14 protein-coding genes, 1 pseudogene and 1 riboswitch are annotated in these 23446 nt (G+C 64.1%); of the genes and pseudogenes, 9 read left to right on the forward strand and 6 right to left on the reverse strand.

Annotated features, from left to right (window positions below; translation table 11 throughout):
• Positions 1-28: 28 nt before the first annotated feature.
• The 3 genes and pseudogenes from G5S42_RS29960 to G5S42_RS46050 all read right to left on the reverse strand — a co-directional run.
• A complete protein-coding gene (locus G5S42_RS29960; protein WP_176110026.1) occupies positions 29-355 on the reverse strand; it encodes a colicin immunity protein in 327 nt (108 codons plus the stop codon).
• Between the two features lie 6 nt (positions 356-361).
• Positions 362-8428, reverse strand: coding sequence for a two-partner secretion domain-containing protein (locus G5S42_RS29965; protein ID WP_446686557.1), 8067 nt, complete (start codon positions 8426-8428; stop codon positions 362-364).
• Positions 8429-8497: 69 nt separating this feature from the next.
• A pseudogene (locus G5S42_RS46050) lies at positions 8498-8560 on the reverse strand (ESPR-type extended signal peptide-containing protein); the annotation flags it as partial.
• Positions 8561-8799: 239 nt separating this feature from the next.
• Here G5S42_RS46050 and G5S42_RS29970 point away from each other — a divergent pair.
• A complete protein-coding gene (locus G5S42_RS29970; protein WP_176110028.1) occupies positions 8800-9057 on the forward strand; it encodes a hypothetical protein in 258 nt (85 codons plus the stop codon).
• 91 nt (positions 9058-9148) lie between these two features.
• Here G5S42_RS29970 and G5S42_RS29975 read toward each other — a convergent pair whose 3' ends face one another.
• Positions 9149-10567, reverse strand: coding sequence for a coniferyl aldehyde dehydrogenase (locus tag G5S42_RS29975; RefSeq protein WP_176110029.1), 1419 nt, complete (start codon positions 10565-10567; stop codon positions 9149-9151).
• A gap of 107 nt (positions 10568-10674) precedes the next feature.
• Positions 10675-12363: an isovaleryl-CoA dehydrogenase gene (locus G5S42_RS29980; protein ID WP_176110030.1), complete on the reverse strand. Its 1689-nt coding sequence runs from the start codon at positions 12361-12363 to the stop codon at positions 10675-10677.
• A gap of 315 nt (positions 12364-12678) precedes the next feature.
• On the opposite strand from G5S42_RS29980, the gene G5S42_RS29985 reads away from it, so the two are divergent.
• On the forward strand, positions 12679-14304 hold the full coding sequence (locus G5S42_RS29985; protein WP_176110031.1) for a GMC family oxidoreductase: 1626 nt from the start codon (positions 12679-12681) through the stop codon (positions 14302-14304).
• A 76-nt stretch (positions 14305-14380) separates the two neighbouring features.
• On the opposite strand, the gene G5S42_RS29990 is transcribed toward G5S42_RS29985, so the two are convergent.
• The gene (locus G5S42_RS29990) at positions 14381-15331 is read right to left on the reverse strand and encodes a LysR family transcriptional regulator (RefSeq protein ID WP_176110032.1); all 951 of its coding nucleotides are present in this window, start codon (positions 15329-15331) and stop codon (positions 14381-14383) included.
• A 112-nt stretch (positions 15332-15443) separates the two neighbouring features.
• Here G5S42_RS29990 and G5S42_RS29995 point away from each other — a divergent pair, with 112 nt between their 5' ends.
• From G5S42_RS29995 to G5S42_RS30025, 7 genes are all read left to right on the forward strand, one after another.
• On the forward strand, positions 15444-15935 hold the full coding sequence (locus tag G5S42_RS29995; protein WP_176110033.1) for a CidA/LrgA family protein: 492 nt from the start codon (positions 15444-15446) through the stop codon (positions 15933-15935).
• A complete protein-coding gene (locus G5S42_RS30000; RefSeq protein ID WP_176110034.1) occupies positions 15932-16657 on the forward strand; it encodes an LrgB family protein in 726 nt (241 codons plus the stop codon). The genes G5S42_RS29995 and G5S42_RS30000 overlap by 4 nt, the downstream gene beginning before the upstream one ends.
• 62 nt (positions 16658-16719) lie before the next feature.
• Positions 16720-16854: riboswitch (S-adenosyl-L-homocysteine riboswitch) on the forward strand.
• Between the two features lie 33 nt (positions 16855-16887).
• The gene (gene ahcY, locus G5S42_RS30005) at positions 16888-18306 is read left to right on the forward strand and encodes an adenosylhomocysteinase (protein ID WP_176110035.1); all 1419 of its coding nucleotides are present in this window, start codon (positions 16888-16890) and stop codon (positions 18304-18306) included.
• 175 nt (positions 18307-18481) lie between these two features.
• Entirely contained in the window at positions 18482-18835 is a 354-nt protein-coding gene (locus tag G5S42_RS30010) for a phage holin family protein (RefSeq protein WP_018432546.1), read from the forward strand.
• Positions 18836-18846: 11 nt separating this feature from the next.
• On the forward strand, positions 18847-19677 hold the full coding sequence (gene metF, locus G5S42_RS30015) for a methylenetetrahydrofolate reductase [NAD(P)H] (RefSeq protein WP_176110677.1): 831 nt from the start codon (positions 18847-18849) through the stop codon (positions 19675-19677).
• A 173-nt stretch (positions 19678-19850) separates the two neighbouring features.
• Entirely contained in the window at positions 19851-21494 is a 1644-nt protein-coding gene (locus tag G5S42_RS30020) for an ABC transporter substrate-binding protein (RefSeq protein WP_176110678.1), read from the forward strand.
• Positions 21495-21697: 203 nt separating this feature from the next.
• Complete coding sequence (locus tag G5S42_RS30025; protein ID WP_176110036.1) at positions 21698-23329, forward strand: ABC transporter substrate-binding protein; 1632 nt, start codon at positions 21698-21700, stop codon at positions 23327-23329.
• Positions 23330-23446 lie beyond the last annotated feature (117 nt).

The raw sequence follows: 23446 nt of genomic DNA on the forward strand, positions 1-23446 counted from the left end.
TTGGTTAGGATGCTCTTCGTCGAGCTCATTAGCCTGTCATTTGCGGGGCCGTCACAATAAAGACATCGTGAACTGGGGTCTCTGAGCGAATGAACTCGGCCGCGGCTAGATTGTTTTGTTCCGCGGCACCAACGTCCACGGGCGGATCGACTCCGTCCCAAATGCAATCGAGCCTCGCTTCGAATCCGGGAGAATGCCAAATACCTCCCTCGATCCTAGCGATAACCAAGCCGTGTTGAGCAGCCCGTTCGCAAACCGCAATCGCTGCATCGGAGGACAGCCTCATCACAATGCTTCCACCGAACGAGAAAAAGTCATCCGATGAATCGTAGCGTCGTTGGAGATCAATCTTCATCGCAACTCACTTCCAGTTAATTCGACTATCGGGAATCCAGCCCGGATCGTTCTTACCGCTCGCCTGGACAACTTCGCCGGTCCGGTCGTTGACCACAACGTAGCCGCTCTTCGACCCATAAACGGATGCGGGATCATTTCTAGACAACCCATCGGGCGTTTTCCCTGCAGATCGATTATCCATCGTCGTTCCCACAGGTCCTTCATTGACCACCGCTTGTACCTCTTGCGGCGTCCATCCCCGAGCCTCAAGTTGGCCACCAATCTTGCCGTCGATAATAACCTTGCCCGTGTTTGTGGCCTTCGCTCCATTGCCAGCCGCCCCCGCAGCCAGCGCTGTCGAAGGCACGGTCGCGGCCTGGGTACCCGCTGGCACTTTGGCACCTGCCTGTCCCAGCATCGCGCGCTCCTTGTCGAGCGCCTGCTTCAGTTCCTGCGCCTCCTTCTTCGCCTCGGTGTCGTTCTTGTCGTTCGCGGCGTTGTACAGGTTCACGTTCGATGCCATCGCCGCGCCCGCCGTGCCACCAACCGCTGCGCCCGCAAGACCCGACGCAATATTCCCCGCCAGATTGCCGATCAGCGACGAACCGGCCGCACCCGATACCGAATCGCTGAGTCCCTTCATCTGGTCAGCCAGTTTCGAAGAAATCGCCGCGCCTGCTGCGCCGCCCACCGCACCGAACGCACCGCCACCCAAGCCACCGATCAACGCACCGCCCGCGAGGTGCAGGCCCGCTCTGGCATCGCCTCCCTCACTCCACGAATCGAAGTCTGCCAGCGCTGCCGACGCGCCTTCGAGGTCGCCATTCTTGTAGGCTGCTTTCGCCGCATCAAGCGCTTCATCACGCTTCATGTCCGCATACGCGCCGATGCCTTGCGACACCGTCTGACCCGCCGCCTGTGCAGCCTGCATCGTGTCGGCCTGCTGGTTCAGGATCGCGTTCACGTCCGGCGTTTTCGCAACCGTGCCGTTCGTGTCCGTCGTGTCGCGCGACAGGTTTGCAACGTCCTGCGTCTGGCCCGCACCGTTCGTCACGTTGATCGCGCCTGCGCTGATCGCGCTGCGCGTTGTTGCGCTCTCGTCGCCGCTTTCGTTCTGCGAAATCATCGGCGAGACGCCCGGTGTGCCACTCACAGAACCCGGACCCGTTGCCTTGCCGGTGTTACCACCGAAGCCCACGCCTGCACTGATACCGTTGCTGTTGGCGCTGTAGTGCGACTGGTTCTGGATATCGCTAAACGTGAGCGTGCCGGTCGTCAGGCTGTTGTTCGACGCGGCGGCCGTGCTCGATATCACGCCGCCCGTCAGGTCCGTGTTGCCCTTGACGTTGATGTTGAACCCGCCATCTCCCGCATTGATGCCGGCCTGTTCGTTGACACCTGCATAGTTTGAATCGGCATGGCCGTTCTGCGCGCTGAAGCTGGCACTGCCGCCGCCCTGGCTGATTGTGAACCCGCCGCCCGTGCTGCTCTGGTGTGCGGCACTGTTCGTCACATCCTGCACACTCACAATATTCAGGTTGCCGCCCACGTCGGCCGCGATCTGCCTGCCATGGATCTGCGAGCCGATGACGTTCGTGTCCCCGCCCGATATCACCGTGACGCTGTTCGCGCCGTTTACATGCGAAGCATTCTGGACTGACGCGTCGCTGTTCGCATCGCCATGCGCGTTCGACATCGCCGCCGAGACGCCGAAGCCGCCGCCGAGCGTGTACTGCACGCCAACGCTTGCACTGCTGGAGCTGTTCGAATTGCGCGTCGAATCGGTGTCGGTCGTGTTGATGACGTTCACCTGGTTTTTCGCCGCCAGAATGACATCGTTCGCGCTGACGTTCGAGCCGGCGACAGTCAGGTCGCCATTCGTTGCCACGAATCCCGCCGTGCCGCCTGCCTGCACGCTGGAGCCCCGCTGCGTCGTCTGATCTTCCGACGACTGGCTTTCGCTTTTGCTCGATCCGATGCTGACCTTGATGCCGATGTCGGGCTTGCCACCATCGGCCAGGGTTTTCGCCCCCATACCCGCTATCGCCACATCGCCCGCCGCCGCAATGCTATGCAGCGCAGCCGCACGGTCATTGCCCGTGCTGGTCGAATTCTTCGCCGCCTGACTTTCCGAATACGCGTTGTTGATCGCATCGCCGACCGAACCCGCCAGACCAATCGTGAGGCCGCTGCTGCTGGTCTTCTGCGTCTGCGCCTGGTGCGAGGTATCGGTGGCCGCGTCGATGATGACGTTCGCCGCCGTGCCAGCGAGGTTCCTGCCTGCGACAAGATCGCTACCGGTGACGTGCAGGGTGTTGCCCGCCTGGATCGACAGGTCGCCGTTCAGCGAGCCGACCGTGCTCGCGTTGTTCGTGACACCCGATGCCTCACTGGTCGTCGCGAGCTTGTTGGTGCCGACCGTCACGCTCAGGCCGCTCGTCCCCAGGCCCGTGCGCGTCTCCTCATAGCTGCTGGACGACTGCATGGTGTCCTGTGACGTCGTGATATCCACGTCATGCGCAGCACTGAGCGCGACATCGTTCGTGCCGACAATCGTGCTGCCCTTGACGTTGATGTCGTTGCCACTGGCGATAGTCACGGCGTCTGCCGAAACCAGGCTGCCCTGCGAGAGCGTGGCGGTGGTGTGGCTCGAACTCGCCACATCCTTGCCGCTCACGATATTGCTGTGGCTGTGCTGTTCCTGCGAATTGTCGACATAGGTCGCGGTGGCCGCACCGATGTTGACGTTGTTCGCCGCCGCCAGCGTCGCCGTCCCCTGGTCGAGACTGATCGCGCTGCCGATGAGGTTGAGGTCGTGGCCCGATGCGACGGTCAGTGAATCTCCGGCATGGAGCGTCGTCCCTGTCAGGGTATCGGCCGAGGTATGCTGCGACGCTGAATAGCTGACGTGGCTATCGCTACCGGAACTGCTGCTGTCGACGGTAGAGTTCGCCTTCGCCGCCTGGAGCGTGACGTCGCCGTTCGCCGCAACCGCCCCGCCACCGCCCAGGTTGATATCAGCGCCCGTCGCGGTCAGGTTGCCGCCCACGCCGATCTGCGAGACGCCGCCTACGTTAATCGAACTGCCTGTCGTCTGGTTGAAGTCGGTATCCGATACGCCGTTCGCGCCCGCGACCACCTTATGCTCGCCGGTCTGCACCGAGCCGAGATCGTAGTTGCCGCCCACGGCCATGCCGAGGTTGCCGCCCACGTTCAGGTTGCCCGCGTTCTGCTCGACGTTGCCGGCCGTGACGATCACGGCATCGCCCGCCACGTTCAGGTTCGCAATCGGGCCAAGCGCGGTCGTGCTGCGTGTCGCGCCGGTTGCGCTGGCCTGATCAACGGTCTTGACCGCCGTGTTCAGCAACAGGTTGCCGCCCGCGTTCAGCGCGAGGCTGCCTGCATTCACCGTGGCCGAGGTCAGGTCCACATTGCCGGTGGTCGCCAGCGACATCAGGCCGCCGCTTTGCAGCTTGCCGAACGCGTTGTCGATCTGCTGGCCCTGGATCGACAGCGTATTGCCTGCCTGCATCGTGCCGCTATTCGTGAACGTCTGCGTGTTCTGAAGGTCGATGTCGGTCGCCGCAATCAACGGCCCGTTCATGTCCTGCTGGCTGGCCTTCGCGAGATAGACGACGGGTACGAGTACCTGTTGGCCGTTGACGGTCTCGGTCTGCATGATGATGACGTTACTCGTGAGCGCGGCCACCTGCTCAGCCGACAGGCTCATGCCGAGCGGCAGATCGAGCGACTTCGACAGCGACGCGCCCGCGTCGAGCAGAGCCTGATACATCGACTGAAGGTCGGTGTACGGACCGAGTACCGCCTTGCCGGTGAGCGACGTAATCTGGTTCCGGACCAGTTGCTGTTCGTAGAATCCATCGCCCAGGCGCTTCTCCGTCGTCTGCGGATTCAGGCCAAGCTGTTGCAGGTAGTAGTCGCTCGATATGAATGACTTCTGGTTCGTGAACGCCGGGTTGGTCTCGATCAGGTAGGTTGCGCCCGGTGCGCTCGCGGGGCTGAACAGTCCGCCTTGGGAAATCGAGAGGTTTTGCAGCACATTCTGCGCAGTCGCACTGGCGATGACCGCATTGACCAGACCGCCGCCGCTGACGCCGCCAACCGTCACGCCGCCCAGCGACTGGCCGGGCACAAGACCGGGCAAAGGCATCCCGGCGTTACCCGCCGTGTTATCGATGTTCACGCCCGTGCCGGAAAGCGTGCTGCCTGCGACAAACGTCGATTCGTAGCTCGGCAGCGCGTAGGTGCGGATGTCAGCCGGCGCGACCTGGTAGCCGCCCGGATTGGAGGTCACGAACGTCGCGTTGCCGAACGGCAACTGCCAGTTGTATTCGGTGTTGTCGTAATTGTTGTAGTGATACTGGCCTGAATAGGTTACCTGCAGGCCGGGCGCAAGTTGCCCGCGCCAGCTATTCTGGTCGAGCGTCACGGGCGCGGCGATGCTGCCAGCCGCAGCAACGGCGCTCCAGTAGTTCTGGAACGTGCCGACGTTCGACGCATCGAGGTTGCCCCCGGCGATGATCTGCGCCTGCGGGCTGATCCCCGTGATGAGGTTCGCGAGCGCCACGCCCGTATAGGTCGTGTACTGGTAGGTGCTGTTCCACTGGCCACCGTGCGGCGGATTGATCGGCATGCCACCTGGCTGGGCCTGCGCCGCGGCGATGGCGGCGGGATCGTAGTTGGAAGCATTCGGATCAAACTGGAGGCCCTGAACCTGCGGATTGCCCGGACCGCATGCCGCCATGTCGATGGCCGCGCAGCCAGACAGGCTGATACCCAGCGCCTGGACAAGCGGGGAACTCGCGTCCAGCGGCTCCGCGTAGGCCCCGTCGGTCGTCATCACGCGCCGCGTGTTCGTAACCTGGGTCGCGTACAGCCCCATGTCGCCCGAGGACTGGATCAGCGCCGAGACGTTGTTGATCAGGTTCGCGTTGGTATAACTGCCGTCCGCGTTTTTTCCACCCGCCAGCACGACCTTGCCGAGACCGTAAATCGCGGTGGTCGCCTGCGTATCGGTCGTCGTGGTGTCGTCGCGGTTCTCGATATCGGGCGCGAGCAGTTCGAGCGTGCCGTTACTGTCCGTCGCACCGATCAGCGCGGTCGGCCCGACATTCGTGATCGATTGCGTGGCGTTCAGCGAGACGCTGCCGCCGACCATCACGCCCACGTTTTCCAGCGTGTTCGAATGCGTCGCGAGCGTGCCGCCCGCCATCATGACACCGCTGTTCCGGACATCGGCGGCATGGACGTTCAGGTTGTTCGCCGCCTCAACCAGCGCGCCGTTGCTGAACGCGCCCGGCAGGGTGAAGGACAGGTCATGACCGGCGTTGAACTGCACATCGGGCGTGGGCGCGAAATCGCCCTGAACGCTCACTGCCACGTCATGAGCCGCGCTGTAGGTACCACCGCCCGTCAGCGTCGCGGCATTCACGGACAGATCATGCGTCGCGCCAATCTGGCCGTTCGCGTTCGTCACCGCGCCGGTCGTCGTGATGGCAACGTCGCCAGTCCAGCCCGCAAAACTACCGATCCTGCCGCCGCTGTTGTCGACGGTATCCGCCTGAACCGCGAGGCTCGCGCCGCTCAGTTGACCGCCCTGGGTATTGGAGAGCGATGACGTGTCGACGGCCACATTACCGTTACCCGTCATGACACCGCCGCTGTTGACGATCTGGCTGCCACCCTGCAAGGTCGCATCGCCCGTGCCGAGGTTGCTGATGAGACCGTTCGTATTGTCGATCGACGCAGCCTGAACGCCGAGCGTGCCCGCATCGCCCGCCGCGCCCGTGCCCGACTGGATCTGTCCGTTCGTATTCGTCAGCACGCCGCCACTGGCGAGCGAGAGGGACGTGAGCGAGCGCATCGCGCCCTGCGTATTGTTGATATTGCCTGCGATGCTCGCCGCGATATTGCCCTGCGCGGCGAACACGCCCGTCGCGTTGTTCAGACTCCCGGCCTGTGCGGCGATCTGACCGGCGGTGATGATCGTTCCGTGAACGTTCGAGATTGACCCGGCACCGTTACCCGGCGTAATCGTCAGCGTGCCGGTACCCGCATGCGTAATCGTGCCGCCGTCGTTGTCGAGCGCGGCCGGTGCAAGAGTCAGGTCTGTGCTGTTGGTCTGGAGTGTGCCGCCTGCCGAGTTGTCGAGCGTACCGGTCACGTCGAGCGTCGTCGCGCCGGTTCCGGTCTGCGTGATCGTGCCGCCGTGGTTGACGAGATTCGTTCCGTGCAGCGCAATCTGATTCGCGCTGATCGCGCCCGAGCTGTTGTCGATTGTCGTGGCACTTGCGCTCGCCAGCTGGCCGGCTGCGATCGTGCCGGAACTGGTCAGCACCGTGCCCGCCGAGACGGTCGTGTTGCCGTTGGCGGCCAGGATGCCACCATTGAATAGCGTCTGCACGGCGCGGGCGATCAGCGACTGCACTGCCGTGATCGAGCCCGCGTTGGCAAGCTGCCCGGCCTGCGCGGTCACGCTCCCGTTGCCGCCGATGGTGCCGCCCGCGCCGTTGTTCAGCAGGCCCGTCGTGAAGACGCTCAGGCCATCGCCATTGAGTGAGGCGATGTGTCCTGCCGTATTGTCGAGGCTGCCTGCGTTCGCCGTTAGCGCCCCCGCCGCCTGCATCGTGCCGCCCGCGTTCGACACAGCACCTGTCACGTTAGCCGTCAGCGGACCACCCGAAACGATCTGGCCGTTGCGGTTCGAGAGTGCGCCAGCCGTGATGGTCTGTGCGCCGCCCGACGACATTGCGCCGCTGTCGTTCGTGAGTGTGCCTGCCGCACGAGCGTCGAGCGTGCCGCCCGCCGTCGTGGTCGCGCCCGACAGGTTCAGGTCACCGCTGTTCGCAGCGAGTGAAAGCGCGCCATTCGCCGAACTGGTCGCGCCCGCGAGATTGACCGCCGCGCCGCTCACGCTCGCATTGCCGCCTGCCACATTGCGGCCGGTTGAGGTGACAGCGCCGGATGCGCTTACATTCAGGTCGCCGGTCTGCGCGAGCGAGCCGTCGCCGTTCACGCCGGCCGCAAGCGTGCCGGTTGAATTCACGCTGGCGGCGTTGACGGTCGTATTTTGCTGCGCGGCCACCATGCCGCTGTTCGTGACCGTACCGCTGGCCGAAAGCGTCGCGCTTTGCTGCGCGTAGGTCGTGCCGCTGTTCTGGATATCGCCAGCGGTGGCGGCAAGATTGCCGCTCGCGCTGGTCTTGCCGGTAAGGGACAGCAGGCCGTTCGATTGCAGCGTCAGGTCGCCCGCCTGCGCGGCGATTACGCCCTGGTTCGAAACACCTACACCGTACTCGTTGCTCGCCAGAAAAATCCGCCCGCTGTACATGCCGCCCAGCCGGCTCACGTCAATCGAGACGGCCGGTGCGGGTCCGTCGCCCGCAATCGGCGTGAACGCCAGTGAGTCGTGACCGATCTGGTTTGCGCCGGTGATGACATTCAGGTTTTTCCCGGCGTACACCTCCGCATTGATCTGCACCGCTCGGGCCAGCAGGTCAACCTGATCCACAGTCGAGCCGTCGAGTCCCGCTCCCTGCACGGTGATGTTGCCGCGAGTCACATTAAAACCGGTGAGCGAACCATCCGGGGCAAAGTTCGGCGTGCCTGTCGTCAGAACGGCGCGCGAGGTATTCAGAAAGCCGCCGCCGTTCACCGAAATGCCGGAACCGTTAGCTATCACCACCTCTGCGCGTTGTCCTGCCACTTCGAGCATGCCGTTGATCTGACTCGCCGCGCTGCTGTTGACCTGGTTCACGATGATGCGTGCAGCCTGGTTCGCCCCGAAGTTCGGGTTGCCGTTGATCTGCCCGGCCTGCTGCGTGCCCGTTATCACGGGTGAATTGTTCAGAATCGCGCCTGAACGTGAGACGTCAAATTGCGAATAGGTATTCAGTGATACGCCACCACTCCCCGAGGGCCGGTTCACGTTCACCTGTGGTAACCCGTTCGCCGTACTGATCACGTTCGGCGCGTTCGCGCCAGAGGGGACGATCTGTGCGTCCGACAGAGCGGGAGCGAATCCGGCGAGCACCAGCACGGCAAAGGCCACGTGGCGCGCCGCGAACTGCATGATGGAAACCGGAGTGCGAGGCGTGCGGGTTCCGCCGTCACCGGCCCGGCCGTGGGCGACGGCTGTTTCTGCGACGGCAACGAGCATGCCCCGACAGCGGCTGAATACCAGCCGGAAGATATTCTTATTCATTTTGCATGACGCTTTTTTTGGCTATCTTCCGAAGATAGGCCAACATGCTTTTCAGATCTGTCAGGCAATGTTAATGAATGCGCGATGACAACGGATTTTCGAAAATCGGATCGGTCTGATGGACGTTTTTTTTCGGAAATATGTGGATTCGAATATCCGTCAGCTGACTACCGGTTTTACTGCGACGCAGACGGAAAGGCGGCATCGGCCCGCCTTTGCCGTCAGGGATCAACGCGTTCGTGCTTCGTCGCGAGAGCGCTCAAAGCCGCCAGACTGTCGCCTGCGCTTTGTGCCACGTCGTCGAGAAGGTCTGCCACATCACGACGCGTGAGTCGCCGGTTCGGAAGGTCCTTCGCGTCGAGCCTCAGAGCGGTGAACAGTTCGTGATCGCAGTCATTGATGCGCCGGTAGTCTTCCCCGATATGGACCAGGACTTCCAGCAGCCGGCGCTGTTCGTGTCTTTCCTATGCGGTTACGGAAAGATTCCTGATTATTGATTCGCAAATATGACGCGATATTCAAGTTGCCGCCCTTGCCGTTCGCAAAGATGGAAAGCGGCCAAAGCCCTCACCCCGCCGAAGGTCAAAATCAAAACCTCATCATCAACTTCAACAACGCATTCACGCGTCTCCCATACGGCGGCGAGATCAGCCCACGCGCGTTGAGGCGCGCCTGCATGAGCACAGGCTTCATCTTCGAAAAAGTAACGAACCCCTCATACCCGTGGTACGCCCCCATCCCACTCGCCCCAACGCCGCCGAAAGGCAAACTCTCACAGGCAAGCTGCATCAGCGTCTCATTAATCGCCATGCCACCGGCAATAGTTTCGAGCGTGACACGCTCAATAGTCCGCGCATCGTCGGCATAGAGATAAAGCGCCAGCGGCCGCGGCCGCGCATTGATCCATGCGATCGCATCATCGAGCGTGTCATACGGCACGAGCGGCAACAGCGGCCCAAAAATCTCCTCCTGCATCAGCGCGCATTCGTTCGGCGCGCCGGTCACGGCGATCAGCGGAAAGCGCCGGCTCGCGGCATCGGGCGTCGCGTCGGTCAGCGCATGCAACTGCGCACCCGCAGCCCGCGCTTCGTCCGCGAGACGTTCGAGCCGCTCGAAGTGCCGCGCCGAAATGATCGACGTGTAGTCCGGGTTCTGCGCGAAATTCGGGTACATCCTCGCCATTCGCACGCGCGCCCGTTCGATGAACGCCTGCTCCTTGCCGCGCGGCACCAGCACGTAGTCGGGCGCGATGCAGGTCTGCCCGGCATTCAGCGTCTTGCCGGCGATCAGGTTGTCGACCGCGTTGTCGAAACGCGCATGCGCGCCGATCAGCGCCGGCGACTTGCCGCCGAGTTCGAGCGTGACCGGCGTCAGATGCTCGGCCGCCGCGCGCATCACTTCGTGGCCGACCTTCGTCGAGCCGGTGAACAGCAGATGATCGAACGGCTGCGCGCTGAACGCGGCCGCGAGCGCCGCGTCGCCGTTGACGACCGCGACGTGATTGCGCGCGAAGGTCTGGCCGATCAGCAACTCGAATAGCGCCGAGGTGCGCGGCGTCAGCTCGGACATCTTGATGATCGCGCGATTGCCGGCCGTCAGCGCGCTGATCAACGGCCCGACCGCGAGCAACACGGGGTAATTCCACGGCACGATGATGCCGACCACGCCGAGCGGCTGCGGCACCACCTTCGCGCGCGCCGGCAGCAGCCATTTGTTGGTGCGGCGGCGCTGCGCTTTCATCCAGCGCTTGCCGTGACGCAGCGCGGCGTCGATCTCTTCCTTCACGAGCAGGAATTCGGCGAGCAGCACTTCTTGCTTCGCGCGATTGCCGAAGTCCGCGTGCATCGCATCGGCGAGCGCGTTGCGATTGTCGAGCATCAGCTTGCGCAGCGCGCGCAGATGCGTCGCGCGCGTGTCCCACGACGGATACGGCGCGCGCAGATGCGCGTGACGTTGATCGCGCAGCAGCGCTTCGAGCGCGGCGACTCCCGCCAGATCATTCTTCATGTGAGTCCACTCCCTGATGGATGACGATGCGCGTTGAACGCGCTTATTGGTTTGAGCTTGCGTCGGTGTTGCGAGCGGAGCGCTCGAGGTTTGCGGACCCGCCGCGCTTACGTGGGAAAGGCGCGCTCGATGATCGCCGCGTGATCGAACGTGGCCGGCAGCGTGCCATACACGCGACCGCTTTCGCCGCAGCCGTCGGCGACACGCGTCGCGATGAACGCGGCGGCGACCGCCGCGGGCGCGTGCTGGGCGAGCAGCGTCGCCTGGGCGAGCAGCACGATCTGCTGCGCGATACGTCGTGCCGACGCCTCGCGCTGTTCGGCTGGCCCGTTCAGCGTTGCGGCGAGACGCGCGAGCGCCGTCCCCAACGCCGGATGCGCGCGCGCGACGTCCTGCCAGGCGGCGAACAGCGCTTGCGCGGCTTGCGGCTCGCGCTCCATCGCGCGCAGCACGTCGAGGCACATCACGTTGCCCGAGCCTTCCCAGATCGAGTTGACCGGCGCCTCGCGATAGAAGCGCGCCATCGGCCCGGTTTCGACGTAGCCGTTGCCGCCCCACACTTCCATCGCCTCACCGGTGAATTCGAGCGCGCGCTTGCAGACCCAGTACTTCGCGGCCGGCGTAACGATGCGCCGCCACGCGCGTTCGGCCGATGAAGCCGACGACGCGTCGGCGGATTCCTCGAAGGCGCGTGCGAGACGCATGAACAGCACCGTCGCCGCTTCCGATTCGAGCGCGAGATCGGCAAGCACGTTGCGCATCAGCGGCTGCTCGGCAAGGTGCCGGCCGAACGCGCTGCGATGCCGCGCATGATGGATCGCCTGCACGAGCGCGGCGCGCATCAGCGCGGCGCTGCCGATCACGCAGTCGAGCCGCGTGTAGTTCGCCATCTCGATGATGGTCGGCACGCCGCGTCCTTCGTCGCCGATCATCACGCCGTATGCGTCGAGAAATTCGACTTCGCTGCTTGCGTTGGAGCGGTTGCCGAGCTTGTCCTTCAGGCGCTGGATCTGCACCGCGTTCTTGCTGCCGTCTGGCGCGAAGCGCGGCACGAAGAAGCACGACAGTCCCTCGTGCGTGCCGGTGCGCGCGAGCACCAGATGCGCGTCGCATTGCGGCGCCGAGAAAAACCACTTATGACCGATGAGCCCGTAGGCGCCGCCGCGCCCGCCGGCAGCGTCGAGCGCATGCGCTCGCGTCTGGTTGCTGCGCACGTCGGAGCCGCCCTGTTTCTCGGTCATGCCCATGCCGATCATCATCGAGCGCTTCTGCGTGAGCGGCACGTCGCGCGGATCGTGCTCGCGCGTGTACAACTGCTCGCGCAGTGTGTCGAACAACGCGGACTCGCGCTGCAACACCGGAATGCTCGCGAAGGTCATCGTCAGCGGACACAGCGAGCCGGATTCGATCTGCGCATGCATGAAGTAGCCGGCGCAGCGCGCGGCCATCGCGCCGCTTCGCGGATCGGAAAACGGCAGCGCGTGCAGTCCTTCGCGGCGCAGCAGCACGAGCAGTTCGTGCCACGCGGGATGAAACTCGAGCGCGTCGATGCGCTCGCCGCGCGGACTATGCGTGACCAGCTCCGGTGTATGACGGTTGGCGAGATCGGCGAGCGCGAGCGTGTCGGGCGTCGTCAGCGCCGCGCCATGTCGCAGCAGCGCCTCGCGATGCCAGCTCGCGCCGTCGCGATCGACGGCCGCGCTCAAGGCGGCGTCGCTCGCGAACAGGTTGTAGTCCGCGAGCGCAGGCGCCTGATTCGTCACCTCGTGAGTCTGGCCGAAGCCGTGCCGTTCCATCTGCTGTCTCCGTGCTTTCGCTATTGTGCGCCGCTTTGCCGACGGCATCCGCGATGTGTTTCGACGCATTTGTTCGGGCGCCGCGCGTGATGCCGGATGAGCGAGAAAGGCGCGCGCCGCGCCGTGTTTGCGTGCCGCGCGCGGCCCGTGCGCGCCTTTCATCATAGGGGCGCGATGCCGCCGGCGTTTAGAGGAATCGTTCTGTCAGTAAGCCGCCGCAGCCCCAAAACGCTCCCTACAATGCGCAGAAAACACACGTAGACAAGTGTGCACGAGACAGGGTCCGCGAGCAACGCGGCCCATCAGGAGGAGCGCATGCAATACGACTACATCATCGTCGGTGCGGGCTCGGGTGGCTGCACGCTCGCGAGCCGTCTCGCGGATAGCTGTCCCGACGCGACCATCGCGTTGATCGAAGCCGGTCCGCATACCGAGCGCAATCTGCTGGTGAACATGCCGGTCGGCGTCGCGGCCGTGGTGCCGAACCGGCTGAAGACCAACTACGGCTACCTGACCACGCCGCAGCCGGGGCTCGCCGGTCGCCAGGGCTATCAGCCGCGCGGCCGCGGTTTCGGCGGATCGAGCGCGATCAACGCGATGATCTATACGCGCGGCCATCCGCTCGATTACGACGAGTGGGCGCGGCTCGGCTGCGACGGCTGGTCGTGGGCCGAGGTGCTGCCGTATTTCCGCCGCGCCGAAGACAACGAGCGCGGCGCCGATGCGTGGCATGGCGAGGCCGGTCCGCTGACGGTGTCCGATCTGCGCTTCAAGAATCCGTTTTCAAAGCGCTTCGTGCAGGCCGCGCTCGAAGCGGGCTACAAGGCGAACGACGATTTCAACGGCGCGGACCAGGAAGGCATCGGTTTCTATCAGGTCACGCAGCGCGACGGACGCCGCTGCAGCGTTGCGCGCGCGTATATCTACGACCGGCCGCGCGCGAACCTGCATGCGATCGCCGATGCAACCGTGCTGCGCGTCGTGTTCGACGGCAAGCGCGCGAGCGGCGTCGAGATCGCGCGCGGCGGCCGGATCGAAACGCTCGCCGCGCGCGCCGAGGTCGTGCTCGCCGCGGGCGCGTTCAACTCGCCGCAACTACTGATGTGCTCGGGTATCGGGCCGGCCGCGCATTTGCGCTCGCTCGGCATCGACGTGCTGCACGATGCACCCGAAGTCGGCCAGAACCTGACCGATCACATCGATTTCACGATCAACAAGCGGGTGAGGTCGATCGAGCCGGTCGGTTTTTCGGTGCGCGGCATCGCGCGGATGCTGCCGCAATTCGTCACGTTCATGCGGCACGAGCGCGGCATGCTGTCGAGCAACGTCGCCGAGGCGGGCGGGTTTCTGAAGACCCGGCCGACGCTCGAGCGGCCCGATCTGCAATTGCATTTCTGCGCGGCGATCGTCGACGATCACAACCGCCATATGCACTGGGGCCACGGCTATTCGCTGCACGTGTGCGTGCTGCGTCCGCATAGCCGCGGCTCCGTGACGCTCGCGAGCGCCGATGCGCGTGTCGCGCCGCTGATCGATCCGCGCTTTCTGAGCGATGCGCGCGACCTCGATCTGCTCGTCGAGGGCGCGAAGATCGCGCGGCGCATTCTCGACGCGCCGTCGCTCGCGCTTCATGGCGGCGAGGAGTTGTACACGCGGCCGGGGCAATCGGACGCCGAACTGCGCCAGACGATCGCCGAGCGCGCGGACACGATCTATCACCCGGTCGCGACCTGCCGGATGGGCGGCGACGCGCGCTCGGTCGTCGATCCGCAATTGCGCGTGCGCGGCGTAACGGGGTTGAGGATCGTCGATGCGTCGGTGATGCCGACACTGATAGGCGGCAACACCAATTCGCCGACGGTGATGATCGGCGAACGGGCGGCGGAGCTGATCGCGGCGAGCCGGCGACAGGGAGCGGGGATCTCGGCGCAGGCGGTTTGATCGCCGCTGACGACGGGTTCGGGAAACGCGGCGGCGCAATGCAACCGCCCGCCGCGCGTCACTCGTGTGCGGGTAGCTAAGCTTCGTCCGGCGCTGCGATTCCGTTGAAGCCGATTCCCGGTCCGAGCATGAAATCGTCGCTGACGTGCGTCGGCAGCGTTTCGCGCGCGACGTCGAGCCATGCGCGCGCCGCGTGCGACAGATAGCCGTTGCGGCGCCAGCCGATCGCCATTTCCCACGGGATCTCCGGTTCGACGACCGGTCGGCAGGTGAACTGCGCGGGGTCGAGCCGGCGGCAATAGGGCGCCGGCAGCAGCGCGATGCCGACGCCGGCCAGCACCAGCGCCGCCATGAAGTCCCAGTGCCCGCTACGCCCGACGATAGCCGGCGCAAACCCCGCCGCGCGGCACGCGTTCAGCACGACGTCGTTCAACGCGAGGCTCTCGCCGTAAAACACGAACGGCTCGTTCGCGAGCTGCGCGAGCGGCACCTCGTTCAACGCATCCCAGCGCGAGCCGGTGCGCGCGACGAGCCACAGCAACTGGCGCGACATTGGCAGCACGTCGATGTTGTCGGGATCGACCGGCTGCAGCACCCCGCCGAGTTCCAGCTCGCCGTTGATCAGCGCGGCTTCGATCGCGCGCGATCCCTGCTCGAACAGCTTCAGTTCGATCTTCGGATAGCGCTGGCGGAACGCGGCGATTGCGGGGGTGAAGAGCTCGCCGCCCATCGGCGGGATGCCGATTGCGAGTTCACCGCGCCCAAGGGTGTCGAGATCGTTCAGTTCGGCCTGCAGTTGCGCGTGCGCGGCGAGCACGTCCTGGCCGCGCTGATAGACGATCCGGCCGACGTCGGTCAGCACCATCTGACGGCCGTCGCGCAGCAGCAGCGGCGAGCCGATTTCATCTTCCAGCGACTTGACCATCTTGCTGATGGTCGGCTGCGTGACGAACATCTGCTCGGCGGCGACCGTGAAGCTCTGTTGACGGACCACTTCGACGAAATAGCGCAGCGCGCGGAGTTCCATGATCGCGGCCTCCAGAATTCCAGTTTGGAATGGTTTCGATGATTGTAAGTCATTTTGTTTATGGCGCGATGCGCCCCATACTGAGTGCCTTCCGAGTCAGCCAGGGAATGCCATGTCCGCCCCAGTTTTCGCCCGTTTCGTGCCTCCCGCCGATGGCGGTTCGAGCGGCGGCGCGGGTGGCTTCGGCCGGGTTGCACGCATCGCCGTGCAAAGCGCCGCGATCGCCGTGCTGTGGATGGGCGCGGATTTCATCGTGCGCCGGCTGCATCTGCCGGTGCCGGGCGGCGTGCTCGGCCTCGTCGTGCTGCTCGCGCTGCTGTTCGGCGGCGGCGTCGCGCCGCGCTGGGTCAAGGCCGGCGCGGACTGGCTGCTGTCCGACATGCTGCTGTTCTTCATTCCGGCCGCGGTCGCCGCCGTGCAATACGGCGGCCTGTTCCGCGCGGACGGCTGGCGCCTCGCGCTGGTCGTGATCGCCGGCACGCTGATGGTGATGGTCGCGGTGGCGTTCGCCGTCGATCAGGCCGCGCGCGTCGAACGACGTTTCGCGCTGCGCCGGGTGCGGGTTGCGCGCGAGGCAGGCAGTCTGTCGCGCGAGCGCCGATGAACCCGCACTTTTTCGCTTCGCTGCTGGCCGACGACGCCTCTCGCCTGATCGCGGCAGGCTGCCTCGTGCTGACGATCGCGCTGTATTTCGCGTCGAAGGCGTTGTATGCGCGCGTGCGCTCGCCGTGGCTCACGCCGATGCTGACCGTGCCGGCCGCGCTCGTTGCGATCGTCGCGCTCGCGCACATTCCGTATTCGCTGTACTTCGAGGACACGCGCTGGCTGATGTGGCTGCTCGGCCCCGCGACGGTCGCGTTCGCCGTGCCGATCTACGAGTACCGCGCACTGCTGAAGCGCCACTGGATCTCGCTGTCCGTCGGCGTGACGGTGGGCATTCTGGTCGGCGTCGGCGGCTCTCTGATGCTCGCGAAGCTGCTGCATCTGTCGCCGGAATTGCAGCGCAGCCTGATGACACGCTCGGTGTCGACGCCGTTCGCGCTCGCCGTGTCCGACCGGATTCGCGCGCCGAAGGACCTGAGCGCGCTGTTCGTGATCGCGACGGGCGTCTGCGGCATGCTGTTCGGCGAACTCGTGCTCGCGTTCATGCCGCTGCGCACGCGGCTCGCGCGCGGCGCGCTGTTCGGCGCGGCCGCGCACGGCGTCGGCACCGCCAAGGCACGCGAGATCGGCAGCGAGGAGGGCGTGGTGTCCAGCCTGACGATGATGATCGCCGGCGTCGCGATGGTGCTGCTCGCGCCGATGCTGGGACTGCTGCCGATCTGAACCAGCGCGCCACGCCATCCCGCGCACGCCGAAGTCATGTCGATTTGCTACAATCGCCGTTCGTCTTCGAGGAGCGTTGCGACGGGTACCGCGAATCCGCATTCGCCGGCCGCCCGCCAGGCTCGAAGGCTTCAATCGGCAGCATGGAATGCGCATCACGCGAATCCGTGCGTCGACTCAAACCGCGCTCACGTCACATTTCTAGTCAATTTCTTAGAAAGGAGGGCGTGATGAACGCCGCAGTCATCGATTCCCAAAAGCAGGATTACGTTGTTGCCGACATGTCGCTCGCCGCTTGGGGCCGCAAGGAACTCACGATCGCCGAGACCGAAATGCCCGGCCTCATGCAAACGCGTGAAGAGTACAAGGCGCAGCAGCCGCTGAAGGGCGCGCGCGTCGCCGGCTCGCTGCACATGACGATCCAGACCGGCGTGCTGATCGAGACGCTGACCGCGCTCGGCGCCGACGTGCGCTGGGCCTCGTGCAACATCTTCTCGACCCAGGACCATGCCGCCGCCGCGATCGCGCAGGCCGGCACGCCGGTGTTCGCGTTCAAGGGCGAATCGCTCGACGAATACTGGGAGTTCTCGCACCGCATCTTCGAATGGCCGAACGGCGAGTTCGCCAACATGATTCTCGACGACGGCGGCGACGCAACGCTGCTGCTGATCCTCGGCTCGAAGGCCGAAAAAGACCGCTCGGTGATCGCCAAGCCGACCAACGAGGAAGAGATTGCGCTGTACAAGTCGATCGCTGCGCACCTCGAGATCGACCCGACGTGGTACTCGAAGCGCCTCGCGGCGATCAAGGGCGTCACCGAAGAAACCACCACCGGCGTGCATCGTCTTTACCAGATGGAAAAGGAAGGCCGTCTGCCGTTCCCGGCCATCAACGTCAACGACTCGGTCACGAAGTCGAAGTTCGACAACCTGTACGGCTGCCGCGAGTCGCTCGTTGACGGCATCAAGCGCGCGACCGACGTGATGATTGCGGGCAAGATCGCGGTCGTGGCCGGCTACGGCGACGTGGGCAAGGGCTGCGCGCAATCGCTGCGTGGTCTGGGCGCGACCGTGTGGGTCACCGAAATCGATCCGATCTGCGCACTGCAAGCGGCGATGGAAGGCTACCGCGTCGTGACGATGGAATACGCGGCGGATAAAGCCGACATCTTCGTGACCGCGACCGGCAACTACCACGTGATCAACCACGATCACATGAAGGCGATGCGTCATAACGCGATCGTCTGCAACATCGGCCACTTCGACTCGGAAATCGACGTTGCGTCGACCCGTCAGTACCAGTGGGAAAACATCAAGCCGCAAGTCGACCACATCATTTTCCCGGACGGCAAGCGCGTGATCCTGCTGGCCGAAGGCCGTCTCGTAAACCTCGGCTGCGCGACGGGCCACCCGTCGTTCGTGATGTCGAACTCGTTCACGAACCAGACGCTCGCGCAGATCGAACTGTTCACGCAGGGCGCGAAGTACGAAAACAAGGTGTACGTGCTGCCGAAGCATCTCGACGAGAAGGTTGCGCGTTTGCACCTGGCGCGTATCGGCGCGAACCTGACCGTGCTGTCCGACGCGCAGGCCGGCTACATCGGCGTCGACAAGAACGGTCCGTTCAAGCCGAACCACTATCGCTACTAAGTAGGCGGCCGCCCGCGGGTTCGAGGCGCGCTTCGCGCGCCCGGCCAAGCGGACGGCGGTGAAAAGTTTGACGGTCTGATCTCGGGGCGGCGCACAATGCGCCGCTTTGTTCGACAGCGCCGCTTTTCATTTGCTGGACATCTTCCCCGCACAGGTGCTTACAAGGAGTTCTAACATGACCGTGCTGCTGACCTGGCTCATCAACGCGCTCGCGCTGCTGATCATCACCTACATCGTTCCGTCGATCCACATCCGCAGCTTCGGCACCGCGCTGATCGTCGCTATCGTGCTCGGTCTCATCAATGCGGTGATTCGGCCGGTACTGATCCTGCTGACGCTGCCCGTCACGATCCTCACGCTCGGACTCTTCATTCTGGTCGTCAATGCGCTGTGCTTCTGGCTGGCCTCGTCGCTGTTGAAGGGCTTCGAGGTGTCGGGCTTCTGGTCGGCGTTCTTCGGCTCGATCCTGTACAGCATCGTGTCGTGGCTGCTGTCCGCGCTCATTTTCGGCAACCGCAGTCTCGGTTGACCTTATTGACTATGAATCCGATCGAACTCTCATTCGAATTCTTCCCGCCGAAAACGCAGGAAGGCATCGACAAACTGCGCGCGACCCGCGCGCAACTCGTGTCGCTAAAGCCGAAGTTCGTGTCCGTCACGTTCGGCGCCGGCGGCTCGACCCAGCAAGGCACGCTCGATACCGTCATCGACATGGCGAAGGAAGGGCTCGAGGCGGCGCCGCACCTGTCGTGCATCGGCTCGTCGAAGGAAAGCCTGCGCGCGATTCTTAACGAGTACCGCGCGCACGGCATCCGCCATATCGTCGCGCTGCGCGGCGATCTGCCCTCGGGCATGGGCGCGGTCGGCGAGCTGCGCTATGCATCGGAGCTCGTCAGCTTCATCCGTGCCGAGTTCGGCGACTGGTTCTGGATCGAGGTGGCCGGCTATCCGGAATACCATCCGCAGTCGCGCTCGCCGCGACACGATCTGGAGAATTTCGCGCGCAAGGTAAAGGCCGGCGCGAACTCGGCGATCACGCAGTACTTCTTCAACGCGGACGCGTACTTCCGTTTCGTCGACGATGCGCGCCAGCTCGGCGTCGACGTGCCGATCGTGCCCGGCATCATGCCGATCACGAACTTCTCGCAGCTGATGCGCTTCTCCGAAATGTGCGGCGCCGAAGTGCCGCGCTGGATCGCGCGCCGGCTCGAGAGCTTCGGCGATGACCGCGAGTCGATCCGCGCGTTCGGGCTCGACGTGGTGACGGATCTGTGTCAACGGCTCGTCGACGCGAAGGTGCCGGGTCTGCACTTCTATACGCTGAACGCGGCCACGTCGACCAAGGCGATCTGCGAACGGCTCGCCGTTTAACGGCTATGCCCGCGCGGCTGCAAAGGCCGCGCGGTCCCCGCCACCCCGGCGCGGGTCTCGAATTTGTCCCAAATAGCGTGGTAAGTCCCTGTTGAAGCTCATTTTTGGGCTGTCTATCATCGAAAAGCAGCTACCCCGGCTGCTGTGCGGAGGACGATATGACAGTGACAAGAATGACTGCGGCACACCGACTGTTCGCGCTTCACCAGTTCTGCCTGCCGGCTCTCGCCGCGCTCGCGGTCGCCACCAGCGGCCTCGCGCCCGCCGCGTCGCAGGCGGCCTCGCTGCCCGACAAGACGCTGATTTTCTGCTCCGAAGGCAGCCCGGCGGGCTTCGATACCGCGCAATACACGACCAGCGTCGAGTTCAGCGCCGGCTCGTACACGGTCTATAACCGGCTGGTCGAATTTGCGCATGGCAGCACGGACATCGAGCCGGGACTTGCCGAAAAGTGGGACGTGTCGCCCGACGGCCTCACCTATACGTTCCATCTGCGCCGCGGCGTCAAATTCCAGACCACGTCGTATTTCAAGCCGACCCGCGAATTCAACGCGGACGACGTCGTGTTCACCTTCGAGCGCATGCTCGATCCCGAGAATCCGTTCCGCAAGGCGTATCCGGTCAATTTTCCGTACTTCAACGACCTCGGTCTCGCGAAGAACATCGCCAAAATCGAGAAGGTCGATCCGTACACGGTGCGCTTCACGCTGAAGGAAGTCGACGCACCGTTCCTGCAGCAGATCGCAATGCCGTTCGCGTCGATCCTGTCGGCTGAATACACGGATCAGCTGCTGAAGGCGGGCAAGGCGTCCGACATCAACCAGTACCCGGTCGGCACCGGTCCGTTCATCTTCCGCAGCTATACGAAGGACGACACGATCCGCTTCGACGGCAATCCCGACTACTGGAAGCCGGGCGTCGCGAAGGTCGGCAAGCTGATCTTCGCGATCACCGTCGATCCGGCCGTGCGCCTGCAAAAGCTGAAGCGCGGCGAATGTCAGGTGATGTCGTATCCGCGCCCGGCCGACATTCCGACCGTGAAGGCCGATGGCTCGCTCGCGATGCCGAGCGAAGTGGGCTTCAACCTCGGCTATATCGCGTACAACACGAGCAAAAAGCCGCTCGACAACGTGCTCGTGCGCCGCGCGCTCGACATGTCGGTCAACAAGAAGGCGATCATCGAAGCGGTCTACCAGGGTGCGGGCCAGCTCGCGACCAACCCGATGCCGCCGACGCAATGGGGCTACGACAAGAGCCTGAAGGACGCACCGTACGACGTCGACAAAGCGAAAGCGCTGCTGAAGGAGGCCGGCTACCCCGACGGCTTCGAGCTGACGCTGTGGGCGATGCCGGTGCAGCGCCCGTATAACCCGAACGCGCGCCTGATGGCCGAAATGCTGCAGTCTGACTGGGCGAAGATCGGCGTCAAGGTGAATATCGCCACGTACGAGTGGGGCGAGTACATCCGCCGCGCGCACGCCGGCGAGCATCAGGCGATGCTGATCGGCTGGACCGGCGACTACGGCGACCCCGACAACTGGCTCGGCGTGTTGCTCGGCTGCGACGCGGTCAACGGCAGCAACTTCTCGAAGTGGTGCTACAAGCCTTACGACGACCTGATCAAGCAGGGCCGCAGCACCACTAAGATGCCCGATCGGCTGAAGGCCTACACCCAGGCTCAGGAAATCTTCAAGGACCAGGTGCCGTTCACGCCGATCGCGCATTCGACCGTGTATCAGCCGATCAGCAAGAACGTGACGGGCTTCAAGATCGATCCGTTCGGACCGACGCAATTCCTGGAGGTCGGGGTGAAGTAAGCGGGCGCGGCGCGCTTTTTGCGCCGCTTTCGACGCCGGGCGGCTCGAATGGGCCGTCCGGACCGCGACAGTACCGTGGCAAAACGTTTGCACGAAGTGTTTCCTATCGTCAACAGAGGGATTTTGCTCCGCTTGGTGGCCGGCCCAAGCTCAAGTAATATCCCGCTACGCCGGCGCAAGCCGGCCCTGAACCTGGAGGAAACATGAAGCAAAACAATCTGTTGCGCGTCGCGCGTGTGTCTACGCTCGTCGCTGCCGCAGCGGCATCCCTGCTTGGCGTCACGAGCGCGCAGGCCGCTGGGATTCCGAACAAAACCCTCGTTTACTGCTCGGAAGGCAGTCCCGCGGGTTTCGATCCGGCCCAATACACGACGGGCGTCGACTTCACGGCCAACACGTTCACCGTCTATAACCGCCTCGTCGAATTCGAGCGCGGCGGCACCAAGGTCGAGCCCGGCCTCGCCGAGAAGTGGGACGTGTCGCCCGATGGCAAGACCTACACGTTCCATCTGCGTCACGGCGTGAAGTTCCAGACCACCTCGTTCTTCAAGCCGACGCGCGAATTCAACGCGGACGACGTGGTGTTCTCGTTCCAGCGCATGCTCGACCCGAACCAGCCGTTCCGCAAGGCGTATCCGGTGCAGTTCCCGTACTTCACCGACATGGGCCTCGACAAGCTGATCACGAGCGTCGAGAAGGTCGACCCGTACACGGTCAAGTTCACGCTGAAGGAAGTCAACGCGCCGTTCATCCAGAATCTGGCGATGGAATACGCGTCGATCCTGTCGGCCGAATATGCGGATCAACTGCTGAAGGCAGGCAAGGCCGCCGATATCAATCAGTTCCCGGCCGGCACCGGTCCGTTCATCTTCCGCAGCTACACGAAGGACGCGACGATCCGCTTCGACGGCAATCCGGAATACTGGAAGCCGAACGCGGTGAAGATCTCGAAGCTGATCTTCTCGATCACGCCGGACGCCGGCGTGCGCGTGCAGAAGATCAAGCGCGACGAATGCCAGGTGATGAGCTATCCGCGCCCGGCCGATATCGCGCCGCTGAAGGCCGAGCCGAACATCGACATGCCGTCGCAGCCGGGCTTCAACCTCGGCTACCTCGCGTACAACGTGACGCACAAGCCGGTCGACAAGCTCGAAGTGCGTCAGGCGCTCGACATGGCGATCAACAAGAAGGCGATCATCGACTCGGTCTACCAGGGCGCGGGCCAGCTCGCGACGAACCCGATGCCGCCGACGCAATGGTCGTTCGTCAAGAACCTGCCGGCCGCCTCGTACGATTCGGCCAAAGCGAAGGATCTGCTCACGAAGGCCGGCTACCCGAACGGCTTCGACATCACGCTGTGGGCGATGCCCGTGCAGCGCGCGTACAACCCGAACGCGCGCCTGATGGCGGAAATGATCCAGGCAGACTGGGCGAAGATCGGCGTGAAGGCGAAGATCGTCACGTACGAGTGGGGTGAGTACATCAAGCGCGCGCACGCGGGCGAACAGGACTCGATGCTGATCGGCTGGACCGGCGACAACGGCGATCCGGACAACTGGCTCGGCACGCTGCTCGGCTGCGAGGCGATCAACGGCAACAACTTCTCGAAGTGGTGCTACAAGCCGTTCGACGAGCTGATCCAGAAGGGCCGCACGACCTCGGACGTGGCGACGCGCACGAAGATCTACGGCGACGCGCAGCATATCTTCGCGCAGCAACTGCCGTTCTCGCCGGTCGCCCACTCGACCGTCTATCAGCCGGTCAGCAAGAAGGTGGTCGACATGCGCATCGAACCGCTTGGCTACGCGCGCTTCGACGGCGTCAGCATCAAGTAATTCGTAAAGTTCGCACAGTACGCCGCAGTAGAGTACGCTTTCGCACGGTTAGAAAACTGGTCGAAATGGTCCGGCGACCGGGGTCACGAGCCCTCGTCGCCGGTTGCGTTTTTTCAT

This window comes from Paraburkholderia youngii (assembly GCF_013366925.1).
Classification (GTDB): domain Bacteria; phylum Pseudomonadota; class Gammaproteobacteria; order Burkholderiales; family Burkholderiaceae; genus Paraburkholderia; species Paraburkholderia youngii.